Below are 11,876 nucleotides of genomic sequence, written 5' to 3'. Positions count from 1 at the left end.
GGCGGGCGTCGTCCGGCCTGCCGTGGGCCTCGACGCTAGGCGACGGTCCGACGGCGGTCCAGCAGGGCCGGACGCACTTCGTCACCGGCCGTCACAGAGCGACCCACTCGGGGTCGTTCCGCGCCGCGGGCGGGCGCTCTCGCGCAGAGTGGAGTCATGACAGCAGCGGAGGAGGTCCGATCCCTCGTGATCGTCGGCGGTGGACCGCGGGCGGTGGGCGTGCTCGAACGGCTCGCCGCGAACGCTCCCGAGCTCGGCACCGGGCGGCTCATCGTCCACCTCGTCGATCCGTTCCCGATCGGCCCCGGCCGCATCTGGCGCTACGAGCAGTCGCCGCTGCTGAAGCTCAACTCGCTCGCCGCCGACGTCACGATGTTCACCGACGCGAGCTCGACGATCGAGGGCCCCGTACGCCCCGGCCCGTCGTTGATCGAGTGGGCGGAGGCCGTGCGCTCCGGCGAGGTGGTCCTCGACGCCGGAGACGCCGCCGTCCGCCGCGAGATCGACGGGCTCCGAGGCGACAGCTTCCCCACTCGCCGGCTGCAGAGCCTCTACCTCCGCTGGTTCTACCGGGAGGCGGTCGCCGCGCTCGGACCGGACATCGAGGTCAGAGAGCACCGGGCGCGCGCCACCGAGGTCGTCGGCGACCACGACGGCCGGCAGCTGGTCGTCCTCGACTCCGGCGACACGCTCGCCGCCGATCTCGTGCTGTTCTCGCTCGGTCACAGCGGCGCGCTGCCGACGGAGGAGGAGGCGGGCCTGGCCGCTTTCGCCGCGCGGCACGGCCTCGACTACCTCCCTCCGTCGTTTACCGCCGACGCGGACCTCAGCGCTCTGGCCCCGGGCCGGGATGTGATCGTGCGCGGCTTCGGACTCGTGGCCGTCGACCTGGTGGTGCTGCTCACCGAGGGCAGGGGCGGCCGTTTCGAGCGCGATGAGGCCGGTGCCCTGCGGTACCTGCCGTCGGGCCGAGAGCCGCGGATCGTGATCAGCAGCCGCCGCGGCGTGCCGTACCACTCCAAGATCGGTTCGACCCTGCAGGGGGCGGCGCCCGAGCTCCGCTGGTTCACCGCCTCCGTCGCCGATCGGCTGCGCTCGCGCGGCCGAGCCCTCGACTTCGCCGAGGACGTCTGGCCGCCGATCGCCCAGGAGCTGCTCTGGGGCTACTACCGCGAGCTGTTCACCGGCCACCCCGAGCGGGTGAGCGCCGACTGGTCGCGGTTCGCGGAGGCGTTCTCGCGGCTCGATCCGCGCGCATCGGTGCTCGCCGCCTCCGGCGGGCCCCGTCTCGAGGCCGCGCAGGGCTACGCCGTCCCGGCACTCGGGGCCGACGCCCCGCGGGTCCTCGACGATGCGCGGGCGCTCGCGGCGCTGGTCGCCGAGACCGTGCCCGACGAGACCGACCGGCTCTTCCTCCCCGACCTCGACCGTCCGCTGGCCGGCACCCGGTTCGAGGACGCGGCCGCGGTGCAGGAGGCGGTGCGCGCCTACGTCCGGGGCGACCTCGCCCTGCGCACCCGTCAGGAGCACAGCGCCACAATGGGCCTGTTCCTCGCGGTGCTGCGCAGCCACCTCCTCCTCGCCGACCTCACCGCCTCGGCCGAGTGGACGCCTCGGTCGCGCATCGAAGATCTGCACGGCTGGTGGCTCGGCTGGTTCAGCTTCCTCGCGAGCGGCCCGCCCGCGCACCGCCTCGACGAGCTGCTCGCACTGTCGGAGGCGGGCGTCGTCGACTTCCTCGGCCCCGGTATCCGCGTCGTCGCCTCCGAGGAGGAGGGCCGCTTCGTCGCGAGCAGCGCCTCGGCCGATCGCGTGGTCGCTGCGGGCGCGCTCGTCGACGCCCGCCTCCCGCAGGCGGGGGTCGCGACGAGCGACGACGCCCTGCTCCGCGCCCTCGTCGCCTCGGGCGAGGCGGTCGAGGACCTCGTCGACCTGGGCGACGCGCTCGTCTCGACCGGCCGGCTGCGCGTGCACCAGGGCGACGCTCTGCTGCGTTCGGCGAGCGGTGACCGCTTCGGTAGGAGGTACGCGATCGGGCCCTACACCGATGCGCCGTTCGTCGGTGCGTTCTCTCGGCCGGGGACGAACGCGGTGTCGTTCCGCGAGAACGACCGGGTGGCGCGCGCGCTGCTGCGACGGCTCCGCGGGCTGGGGCACGCGCAGCGCTCGGACGAGGGGGCGCCGCGTGTCACCTCGGGAGCGCCGTCCCGCGCCGACTCCCGGGAGGAGCCCCGCGTGGGTTCAGCAGGTGCGTCCCGGATCGGCCGGAGCGCACCTGCGAACCGCGCTACTCCCGGATGAAGGCGAGCAGGTCGGGGTTGATGACGTCGGCGTGGACCGTCAGCATGCCGTGCGGGTAGCCCTCGTAGACCTTGAGGGTCGAGTTCTGCAGCAGCTCGTGCTGCTTGAGCGCGGCGTCCTTGTAGGGCACGACCTGGTCGTCGTCGCCCTGGGTGACGAGGACCGGGACGGTGATGGCCTTCAGGTCGTCGGTCTGGTCCGTCTCCGAGAAGGCCTTGATGCCCTCGTAGTGCGCCAGCGCGGATCCGGTCATGCCCTGGCGCCACCAGTTGTCGATCACGGGCTGCGAGACGTCGGCGCCGGCCCGGTTGAAGCCGTAGAACGGGCCGGAGGCGACGGCCTGGAAGAACTCGGCGCGATTGGCCGCGAGCGCGTCGCGGAATCCGTCGAAGACCGAGATCGGCGTGCCCTCCGGGTTCGCCTCGGTCTGCACCATGAGCGGCGGCACCGCCGACACGAGGATCGCCTTGGCGACGCGGCCCTGCGGCTCGCCGTACTTCGCGACGTAGCGAGCGACCTGTCCGCCACCGGTCGAGTGGCCGATGTGGATCGCGTTGCGCAGGTCGAGGTGCTCGATCACGGCGTTGACGTCGCTCGCGTAGTGGTCCATGTCGTGGCCGGTGCCCACCTGGCTGGAGCGTCCGTGGCCGCGCCGGTCGCTGGCGATCACGCGATAGCCCTGCGCGTGGAAGAACAGCATCTGCGCGTCCCAGTCGTCGGAGGACAGCGGCCAGCCGTGGTGGAACACGATGGGCTGCGCGTCGGTGCTGCCCCAGTCCTTGTAGTAGATCTCTACGCCATCGTCCGTGGTCACAAACGGCATCTTCGAACCTCCGTGCTCGCGTCGATCCCGAGCCCCGCCCGGGTCGAATTCAAGGTGGTGACTCCCCGAGTGAGTGGGGAACGGCTCCACGATAGGGGCGTGGGAGCGCTCCCAGGGGCAAAACCGTGTTTCCACGATCGTCCAGATCCTCTCGGTCGAGCCCGGTCGATCGCGGGCGGCCGGAGCGGAGCCGGGTCGGACGATTCGTGACGGGCTCGCCGCGATCTCGGCGCCCGTCTCTCGTGCCTGATCCTCGATCGTCGCCGGTCGGTCGAGAGCTCCGGCGAGGTCGTCGGCGAGGTCCTGCAGAGTCATCGGCGGGAATCGGCGTGGTGGGCCGTGTCGCGATCCTCCTGGAGGGGGCGCTTGCGAAGGGTGGCCCTTCCCGGCCCACCCTCCCCGTTGCGCCCGCTCTGTCCCGCCCGGTCTCGCGGCATCCTCCTGCGCAACGAAGGCTGAGAGCGGCCGGGGAGCGGTTCTCGGCCGGGATCGGGCGCCCAGCCTTCGTTGTGCAGGCCCGCCGCCTCCGAACAGGCCGCGAGGAGGAGGCCGAGGGCGGCGCTGCGGAAGACGCTCGGCGAGGACGTCCGCGACCCCGTACCCGTTCACCGGGTCGGGTGCCGGAGCTGAGCGTGGCCGCGCCCCGCGTCACTTCTCCGGACGGACCACCAGTCCGACGCCGCCGCCGCGCCGCACCGGTTCGGCGACCGCCGTCATCCGGCCCGAGGGGTTGACCTCGATGGCCGCCACCGCGCCGATCTGCGCGGCCGAGGTGAAGGTGTCTCCCGAGGGGGTCAGCTGCTGTCCGTAGGGGGCGAGGTCGTCGGCGTACGCCTCGATGAACTCGGGCTCGGCCGAGGTCGCTGCGGCGTTGCGCTGGGAGGCGCGGGGCGCCGCCACCGCCTCCGGGAGCGTCATCCCGAGGTCGATGCGGTTGACGAGCGTCTGGAGGACCGTCGTGATGATCGTCGATCCTCCCGGCGAGCCGACGACGAACCGGACGTCTCCGTCGTCGAGGACGATCGTCGGCGACATCGACGAGCGTGGGCGCTTGCCCGGCTCGATCCGGTTCGGGTCGCCGTCGACGAACGTCGTGGAGAAGTCGGTGAGCTCGTTGTTGAGGAGGAAGCCGCGCCCGGGGACGGTCATCGCCGAGCCGCCGGTCTGCTCGATCGTCAGCGTGTAGGAGGCGGCGTTGCCCCACTTGTCGACGACGGAGAGGTGGGTGGTCGAGATGTTCTCGGTGTCCGACTCGGTCGTGGCGGGTGCGGTCGAGCATCCGGAGCCGTCGAGAGCGCCGGGCGCGACCGGACGCACGGAGGCGGTGGTCGGGTCGATCGTGCAGTCCCGCGAGTCCGCGAACTCCTGGCTGAGCAGCGTCTCGGTGGGCACGTCGGTGAACGCCGGGTCGCCCACGGAGGCGCCGCGGTCGGCGAAGGCGCGGGCGGACGCCTCGAGGTAGAGGTGCAGGGCGCTGCCGGTGTCCGCGGCGGAGAGGTCGTGGTTCTCGAGGATGTTCAGCGCCTCGCCGACCGCGATCCCGCCGGAGGAGGAGGGCGCCATGCCGTAGACGTCGAGCCCGCGGTAGGAGACGTGCGTGGGCGCCTGCTCCGCCACCGAGTAGGCGGCGAGGTCGGCGGCCGTCAGCGAGCCGGCCGGGGCGGGCAGGTCGGAGCCGGGCGCGACCCGCGGATTCTGGACCGTGTCGGCGATCTCCGCGGCGAGCGCGCCTTCGTAGAACGCGTCCGGCCCGTGGACGGCGATCGAGGTCAGCGTTTTCGCGAGGTCGAGGTTGCGGAACGTGCTGCCCACCTTCGGCGCGTCGCCGCCGGGGAGGAACAGCGCGGCCGTGTCCGGGAACGCTTCGAACCGCTCGCGGTTGTCGAGCGTCTGGCTGCGGAACGTCTCGTCGACCCGGAAGCCCTTCGCCGCGAGCGCGATCGAGGGCGCCAGCACGACCGGGAGCGGCAGCGTGCCGAAGCGGTCGACGGCGGTGTCCCAGGTCGCCACCGTGCCCGGAACGCCGACCGCGACTCCGGAGGACACGAGGTCCGGACTGAACGGGTACGGCGTTCCGGTCGCCGGGTCGAGGAAGGCGTCCGAGGTGATCCCGGCCGGAGCGGTCTCACGCCCGTCGATGGTGCTGACCTCGCCGGACGCCTTGTCGAAGTAGACGAAGTACCCGCCGCCGCCGATGCCGGCGCTGTAGGGCTCGCTCACCCCGAGAGCGGCCGCCGTGGCGACCGCCGCGTCGGCCGCGTTGCCGCCGCGCTTGAGCACCTCCATGCCCACCCGGCTCGCGTTCGCGTCGACGCTCGAGACCGCCCCTCCGTAGCCGACCTGTGTCGACGGCGAGATGAGCGGCCCGCCGAGGACGTTGCGGATCTTCTCGGGCCCGGCATCCTTGAGATACCCGGAGATCGGCTTGTCGAGCGCGGTCGCGGGCGCGGCACCCGCCGCCCCGAGTGAGACGACCGCGACGAGAGCGATCGCGAGCCTGCGGAGCACGGGTGTCGTGGCCATGGGGTTCCTCCAGCCTCAGTGGTGCGCGGTCGGCGATGCGGATTCCACCAAACCTACGGGTGGGGCGGGGTGCGGGGTAGGGGGCGGAGGGTCGCCGCTGCCCGTTCGGGCCTGGTAGCCGCTCAGCCGTCGCTCGGTGGTGAACCCCTGCCTGGAGGCGTCGGCAGTGGGTCGGCTTCGGGGATTCCGACCCACATGATCCCGTCGGCGAGCCGCGCATGCCCAGCGAGTGCGCCGAGAGGCTCGGCCATGTCCTGCGCTGCGTCGGCCCCCGTCGATGCCGGGTCATCATCTCTGGCGTGGGGAGGGAAGCGCACTCGCCGACCGATCACCTGGTGCCCGCCGGCCGCACGTCGATAGAGGACGCACACGCTCCCGGTGTTCTCGATCCAGATGTGGACCACTTCTACGTCTGAGGCGAAGCTCTCCCGGACCTCCTTCACGAGCGCGTCCCGAACGAGCTCTGCATCGGTCGTCTCGGTCATCGACGGTCGCCACCAGCGTCGGCTACTCCGCGGAGATCGTCTCCGCGAGGGGCTGGGCTTCCTGTCGTTGAGACTCACGTCGTGCGTGCTTCGAGCGTGCGGCCCAGCCGTACGGCAGGTCCTGAGGAGGTCGATCGCCGGCGATGGCCGCGAGTCCACGGAGGTAGTGGTCGCCGATCCGGACGAGGGCGATGGTCCGGGGTCGGTAGCCGAGCGGCCGTTCGTGCCAGACCGCTGTCGCGTCCACCTCCCACAGTGAGAGCCAGTGGCGAGTGAGCGCGTACGGGACGCCCACCCACAGCGCGCTGTACTTCTTGCGACGTTCCATCCCGACCAGGGCGTCCGGGTCGAGGAGGGTGGCCAGCATCCCCGAGGTGGTGTCTAGATCGATCGCCGGACGATCGGCGGGCGGGCGAGGGGGCCACTCCGGCCGGGTTCGCGAGAATCGCGCTTCCCACGACCGATTCGGCCGCGCTCGCTCGATCTCCTTGAGACGGACGGCGACGTACCCGTCGAAGAAGCCGCCGGTCATCGTCGCCGCGAGGAGTGCCCACTTCCGGCCTGTACCGATGATGAACCCGTCGACCGTCTCGCGGTTCCCGAAGGCGAGACGGAGCTTGATGTTTGTCTCCTCACGTTGGGCCCTGGTCAGCAGTGCTCGGATCTTCGTCATGGAGGACACCAGCACAGTCTGTCAACCGAGAGGCACCCTCGCTCGGATCATCGTGCTCGGGCACAGCGTCTCGAAGAAGGACGGCTCATCGAGTCCATCGGTGCGGAGAGCCGGGCGCCGCAGGTCCCGACAGCGCTCCTCGATCTCACTTTTCGCGCAGATCCGGGTGCGGGTGAGTGTGATGGGTCGGTTCGTACAGTGCAGGTATGAGTGCGCTGAGGAGACCGGGACCGCACGACAGGCGGGCCGCGGATGGACGCGAGGTTCATTGAGGCTGGGCGTTCTCGCCGTAGCGCTACCTCCTCGCGTCGGGAGACGCACTCGTCTCCTCACGTGAGCGAGCCTGTCTCCTCGCGGACGACTCGCCCGTCGAAGACCCGCCTGGTAGCGGCCGTTGGGAACTGTACGACCCGTGAGACGACGGGATCCGCCTCCACGTCGTTGCCGGCTTCGACATTGACGTACACCGCGCCGTCGTCGCCGACGCGCCGTGGCCAGATGTGCTCGACGGCGGGTCGCAGTCCCTTAGGAAGCACGTCTCTTGGATCCCGAGCGTCAGTATCGGAGCCGATGTCAACGACGCTCCAGCCACGCACGTCGAGAGATCGACCCGCATGCAAGCGCTGCACCCGCAGCACTTCTCTTGCGAGGGCCTCATCCGCCGATGCCTGCCGGGAGGGAGTCATTCACCCATGGAGGCTTATGCAAAAATCGATTGACCCAGTATAAATTAGTGCGTGTCGGTCACGAAAAACACCGGCTGATCCGCTTTGCTTGAAGAGCAACTTCCAACAGAAACTCTTCGCAAAGGAACCAGCCGGTGCACAAGCAGACTACTACAGGGATGACGACCGAGCAATATGCGATTCTCGCCGAACGGATCGAAAACGAATTCCTGTGGCAGCGGCGGCGAGGACGGCCACGCAGACTGTCGCTCGCCGGGGCACTACAGGTCACTCTTCTCTACTATCGCCACAACGTCACCGAACAGTTGATCGCCGATGTGGTCGGTGTCAGTCAGTCGACCGTGTCGCGAACAATCGCGCTAGTGGAAGCGATGCTCACTGTCGTGACCGACGACGAGCAGCCGGACGTCGAGGCTGCGGTCGGCGAGACGACGGCCGTCATCGACGGGACCCTCCTCCCGTGCTGGTCCTGAGCAGACGCGCCCGAGCTGTACTCCGGCAAACACAAGACCACGGGGCACACCTGCCAGGTCCTCGCCGATCTCTCCGGTCGGCTGATCCACATTTCGGATCCGATTCCGGGCAAACACCATGATGCTCACGCATTCCGAGAATCACACTTGGCCGACATCATCAACCTCTCGAATACTTTGGCCGACAAAGGCTACCAAGGCGCCGGAATGATCACACCAATAAAAAGGAGACCCGGCGAAGAACATTTGCCAGAGCACGCGAAACAGCACAACCGTTTCGTGAACACTCACCGCTACGTGATCGAGAGAACAATCGCTAACATTAAAACCTGGCGAATCTTCCACACCGACTACAGACGACCACTGCACACTTTCCCAGACGCCTTCAACGCCGTCCGCGGACTAATCTTCTTCACCCAGAACGAAACCAATTTTGCATAAGCCTCATTGAGGGCACGCCTCTTCGGGGTCTTGAGTGCCAGGGCCCTTGCAGTAGGAGGTGACGACGCCCAACTCGAATGAGTCAGGGCTCGCAGAGGAGGGCTGCCGGTCATGAATCGTCTCGAACCGGATCTGAGGCTCGCCGTCTTTCAAGAAGACCGCCCCGTAGAGGTAACGGCCGTTCGCCTGGAGCTGCCCTGCCGCACTGCCGGTCACGACCGCATCGATCGTCTGTTCCTCCACACCGTGGTCGATCAGCCCGTGAAGGTAGCCGAAAGCCGACTCGCCCGACTGCCCCTGGCGCAACACGACCTTCTCGCCGCTCTGATCCTGGAACACGGCGAGACACTCGTAAGCGGGCGCCTGCGGGTAGGGCGTCGTTCCTGCCGCGTACCCGACGTCCGCTCGCGCTTGAGCGACACGATCCCGGCTTCCGGGGCTGTCGAGAACCCACGTCCCGTCGGCCGGCTGGAGTGCGGTGACCGAACTCCGCGAGGAAGCCTCGTCGGCCGCCGTGGCCGAGGCCGCCCCGCCCGAGAGCCCAGCGGTGATGATTGCCGCCACCGTGATTGTGAGAATCTTTTTCATCCTGCATCCCCCGATGTCCGTAATGATGACTGGCAATGTAGGATGTGTCGCTAATTTAGGACGTGTCGCTTCTGATCGAGAACCTCTCTCCGGGCCTTTCGCAGGCTTCTTGTCATGAGTCGGGTGGAGCGCTACGGTACGCCGGATGACGTCCTTTCGAGCTCTAGACTCCGAGTTCCTCGTCAGCAGGGTGGACGACGAGGCGCTTCTCCTTCGGCCCCGCAGGGATGGCCGCGCGATGATCCTCATCCTCAACGAGGCCACTCGCCGCTACATCTCGCAGAGTTCCGACGACTCCGCACTGCTCGCCGCCGTGAAGGAGGCAATCAACCGCGCTCGCGGAACAGAGCGCTACCTCTTCGCATCGAGAGATGCTCTTGTCTCCTCCCGTGAGCGAGCCGTCCTCGTCGCTGACGATGCGCCGGTCGAAGGCCCGGCAGAGGGCGGGAGCTGGAGGTTGTACGAAATGTGATCGACTGACACGACCCGGCAGCCTCCTTCACGCCCGGCTACGACCTCGTCGGCCGACCCCTGGCGGTCGGCTCCGGCGGTGATGCGTCGCTCGAGGGCCGCAGTGTCGCCGCCCTCACCAAGACCGGAGGCTGGACCGCGCACGCCGGTGTCACCGGCGGCGATCGACTACCCGCAAAGGCTTGTTTGGTGGTATGTATGACAAGGCCCTCGGAGTACGTGGAGCTGTCGACAAGTAGCCACAGAAGAGCGAGCACGCGCATGGACGCAGAGACTCACGTGAACTACCTCACTGTCCTGCGCTTGCCGCACGTTGTGCGCGTGCTCGCCCCGACGATCGTGGGCAAACTTTCGTTCGCGATGGTGTCGTTGGGGCTGTTGCTGCTCCTCCAGGCCGGGTCGAACGGGTTCGCGATCTCAGGCGCTGTCGCGGGCGTGTTCGGCGTTGGCAACGTCGTCGTCGCTCCGCTTCGTGCTCGGCTGGTTGATCGTTTCGGGGCTCGTCGGGTGCTTCCACTTCTGGCGCTGGGATACGCGGCAGGTCTGGTCAGCATCGTCTGCGTTGCGCAGAGTCCAGTGCCGGTCTGGGTCCTCGTACTCCTGGGCGCACTGAGCGGCGTGTGCACACCTCCGTTGGGTGCCGTTGTCCGAGGAATCTGGGCGCTGCTGTCACCGACGGACGAACACCGGAGGAGGGCATACAGTCTGGACGCGGTGATCGAGGAGCTCGTCTTCATCATCGGCCCCCTGCTGGTGGGGGTGTTCATGCTGCTGCCGAACGGGCCAGTGATCGCCGTACTGACTGCTGCCGCTACTGGGCTCCTGGGCACGCTCTGGGTCGCGTTGGGTCCGACGCCGACGCCGGTGGAACGCCTTGGTCGCGGCCTAGACTGGCGCAGTTGGATTGGCCCTCTGCGTCACCTTCGGTTCTGGCCGGTGCTCCTCGTTCTCGCCGCTGTCGGCTTAGTCCTTGGAGCGGCGGAGCTGCTTGCCACAGCCTACGGGCAAGCCATCGGAGACGCTGGTTCGGGTATTTTGCTGGCCTGCTTCGCGATTGGCAGCGCGATCGGAGGCCTTGTCTACGGCGCTCGAAACTGGAGGTGGCCCGCTGTGCCCAGGATGGTGGCGCTCGGGCTGGCGGGCTTAGCGACGCTTCTGGCGATGGCATGGATCACCCATGTCGGTGCTCAGCTGGCAGTATTCGTGGTGATGGGCCTGTTTGTGGCTCCCTCACTGATCGCCGGGTATGTCGCCTCGGACGACCTCGCTCCCGCTGAGGAGCGCACGGAGGCTTCCGCTCTCATCAACACGGCCGTGAACGCCGGAGCTGCCCTTGCCCTTGCCCTGGGAGGTGCGCTGCTAGACGGCATCACGTTCGGCGCTGCGGCAGCATACCTTTCGGCCGTGGGTGCGGTCCTGATCGCTGCCGCTATCGTCGTGCACGTCTGGCGTCCAGGTGCAGCCGCAGCAGCCGTGAAGGGTTGACCTCGCATACAGCTGTGATGCCGGCGTTTACAGTTGAGGCTCGGTAGGGCGTGCGGCGTCGCAGCGATATCGGAGGAATTCACGGATGAACGACCAAGACAGCGCTGATGTGAAGGGACTGCGGTTGGTGGCGCACCCGCTCCGGCTCCGACTGCTCTCACTCCTGACCGGGCGCACGATGAGCGCGGCAGCGGCGGCACGTGAGCTCGGGGAGACCCAGGCCAACGTCAGCTACCACATACGGCGTCTTGCCGAAGGCGGACTGCTCGAGCTCGTCGACGAAGTTGCGATCCGAGGTGGGATCGCAAAGCGATACACTCATAACTCCGACAGCGGCGAGGCGCTCACCGACTCGGATCGCGAGAGCTTCCTGGGCTTGATGCAGGCGCTTGCCTATCAGCTCACGGCACGCGCGCCCCTCTACCGCGAGAACACCACCTTCGCCTTCACCGACGCCCACGTGTCTATCCCCGCCGAGGAATGGCCCAGGGTTCAAGGGCTCGCTCGCGAACTCGGACGAGTGATCCACGAGCTGGCCGAGCGCCCTGCAGGTGACAGGGCTGTGAGCGCATCGCTAACTGTCGCCGCTTTCGAAACGGCGTAGATTCCGTCGAACCGTCGAAGCGAGACTCCGGACTCGGCGCTGGGATGAGCCGAGTAGGTGTGGATCTGTGTTGCAGCCGCCGGGAGTGCAACTTTAGCGGTGCAATCCGCACCCGCTTCCTCAGACGCGACGGACCACGTGCGAACGCTCAGGTCCACGCCATCGGAGGCGAGGGTGCTCGCGAGCCAACCGAGAGGCCGCCCCACTCGCGGTCCCTCGACCGTTCAAGAGGGAGTCCCGGGCCACCGCACTCCCTCCGCCGGCCGGTTCCACCCCCCCCACCAGGACGCTCCGAGCCGCCGGGATTCAACGGCGTTCCCGCC

General features: G+C 68.4%; 12 protein-coding genes. 6 read left to right on the top strand and 6 right to left on the bottom strand.

Annotation, left to right across the window (positions count from 1 at the left end):
- Window positions 1-156 precede the first annotated feature (156 nt).
- Complete coding sequence (locus GSU10_RS14700) at window positions 157-2,301, top strand: FAD/NAD(P)-binding protein (protein ID WP_132505826.1); 2,145 nt, start codon at window positions 157-159, stop codon at window positions 2,299-2,301.
- Here GSU10_RS14700 and GSU10_RS14695 read toward each other — a convergent pair.
- From GSU10_RS14695 to GSU10_RS14675, 5 genes are all read right to left on the bottom strand, one after another.
- Window positions 2,288-3,124: an alpha/beta fold hydrolase gene (locus tag GSU10_RS14695; protein ID WP_068212118.1), complete on the bottom strand. Its 837-nt coding sequence runs from the start codon at window positions 3,122-3,124 to the stop codon at window positions 2,288-2,290. The genes GSU10_RS14700 and GSU10_RS14695 overlap by 14 nt on opposite strands.
- A 648-nt stretch (window positions 3,125-3,772) precedes the next feature.
- Window positions 3,773-5,647 (bottom strand): gamma-glutamyltransferase, encoded by a 1,875-nt coding sequence (gene ggt / locus GSU10_RS14690; protein ID WP_082845214.1) that lies wholly within the window; start codon window positions 5,645-5,647, stop codon window positions 3,773-3,775.
- Between the two features lie 122 nt (window positions 5,648-5,769).
- Window positions 5,770-6,132 (bottom strand): hypothetical protein, encoded by a 363-nt coding sequence (locus GSU10_RS14685; protein WP_068212112.1) that lies wholly within the window; start codon window positions 6,130-6,132, stop codon window positions 5,770-5,772.
- Window positions 6,133-6,154: 22 nt separating this feature from the next.
- Window positions 6,155-6,814 carry a hypothetical protein gene (locus GSU10_RS14680; protein WP_132505823.1) on the bottom strand — a complete coding sequence of 220 codons (660 nt, stop codon included), beginning with the start codon at window positions 6,812-6,814 and terminating at the stop codon, window positions 6,155-6,157.
- 320 nt (window positions 6,815-7,134) lie between these two features.
- Window positions 7,135-7,491, bottom strand: a complete 357-nt coding sequence (locus tag GSU10_RS14675) for a hypothetical protein (protein ID WP_132505820.1) — start codon at window positions 7,489-7,491, stop codon at window positions 7,135-7,137.
- 134 nt (window positions 7,492-7,625) lie between these two features.
- Here GSU10_RS14675 and GSU10_RS15360 point away from each other — a divergent pair, with 134 nt between their 5' ends.
- Both GSU10_RS15360 and GSU10_RS14665 read left to right on the top strand, forming a co-directional pair.
- On the top strand, window positions 7,626-7,964 hold the full coding sequence (locus tag GSU10_RS15360) for a helix-turn-helix domain-containing protein (protein ID WP_208859919.1): 339 nt from the start codon (window positions 7,626-7,628) through the stop codon (window positions 7,962-7,964).
- A 15-nt stretch (window positions 7,965-7,979) separates the two neighbouring features.
- Window positions 7,980-8,405, top strand: a complete 426-nt coding sequence (locus tag GSU10_RS14665; RefSeq protein ID WP_208859923.1) for a transposase family protein — start codon at window positions 7,980-7,982, stop codon at window positions 8,403-8,405.
- Window positions 8,406-8,408: 3 nt separating this feature from the next.
- Here the strand turns inward: GSU10_RS14665 and GSU10_RS14660 are convergent, their stop codons facing one another.
- The gene (locus tag GSU10_RS14660; protein WP_132505864.1) at window positions 8,409-8,993 is read right to left on the bottom strand and encodes a hypothetical protein; all 585 of its coding nucleotides are present in this window, start codon (window positions 8,991-8,993) and stop codon (window positions 8,409-8,411) included.
- A gap of 238 nt (window positions 8,994-9,231) precedes the next feature.
- On the opposite strand from GSU10_RS14660, the gene GSU10_RS14655 reads away from it, so the two are divergent.
- The 3 genes from GSU10_RS14655 (at window position 9,232) to GSU10_RS14645 (ending at window position 11,553) form a co-directional block, all read left to right on the top strand.
- Window positions 9,232-9,465: a hypothetical protein gene (locus GSU10_RS14655; RefSeq protein ID WP_153038796.1), complete on the top strand. Its 234-nt coding sequence runs from the start codon at window positions 9,232-9,234 to the stop codon at window positions 9,463-9,465.
- 278 nt (window positions 9,466-9,743) lie between these two features.
- Window positions 9,744-10,949: an MFS transporter gene (locus GSU10_RS14650; protein ID WP_199220904.1), complete on the top strand. Its 1,206-nt coding sequence runs from the start codon at window positions 9,744-9,746 to the stop codon at window positions 10,947-10,949.
- 85 nt (window positions 10,950-11,034) lie between these two features.
- Complete coding sequence (locus GSU10_RS14645) at window positions 11,035-11,553, top strand: winged helix-turn-helix domain-containing protein (RefSeq protein WP_068209289.1); 519 nt, start codon at window positions 11,035-11,037, stop codon at window positions 11,551-11,553.
- The last annotated feature ends 323 nt before the right edge of the window (window positions 11,554-11,876 follow it).

Source organism: Rathayibacter tanaceti (genome assembly GCF_009834165.1).
GTDB lineage: Bacteria > Actinomycetota > Actinomycetes > Actinomycetales > Microbacteriaceae > Rathayibacter > Rathayibacter tanaceti.
The sequence above is the reverse complement of the archived record's forward strand: the minus strand, read 5'-3'. Positions and strand labels throughout refer to the sequence as shown.

Excerpts from the sequence above, each read along its gene's own strand:
- GSU10_RS14675 (WP_132505820.1), bottom strand. The coding sequence starts at position 7,491 with ATGACTCCCTCCCGGCAGGCATCGGCGGATGAGGCCCTCGCAAGAGAA.
- GSU10_RS14695 (WP_068212118.1), bottom strand. The coding sequence starts at position 3,124 with ATGCCGTTTGTGACCACGGACGATGGCGTAGAGATCTACTACAAGGAC.
- GSU10_RS14660 (WP_132505864.1), bottom strand. The coding sequence starts at position 8,993 with ATGAAAAAGATTCTCACAATCACGGTGGCGGCAATCATCACCGCTGGG.
- GSU10_RS14655 (WP_153038796.1), top strand. The coding sequence starts at position 9,232 with ATGATCCTCATCCTCAACGAGGCCACTCGCCGCTACATCTCGCAGAGT.
- GSU10_RS14645 (WP_068209289.1), top strand. The coding sequence starts at position 11,035 with ATGAACGACCAAGACAGCGCTGATGTGAAGGGACTGCGGTTGGTGGCG.
- ggt (WP_082845214.1), bottom strand. The coding sequence starts at position 5,647 with ATGGCCACGACACCCGTGCTCCGCAGGCTCGCGATCGCTCTCGTCGCG.
- GSU10_RS14700 (WP_132505826.1), top strand. The coding sequence starts at position 157 with ATGACAGCAGCGGAGGAGGTCCGATCCCTCGTGATCGTCGGCGGTGGA.
- GSU10_RS14685 (WP_068212112.1), bottom strand. The coding sequence starts at position 6,132 with ATGACCGAGACGACCGATGCAGAGCTCGTTCGGGACGCGCTCGTGAAG.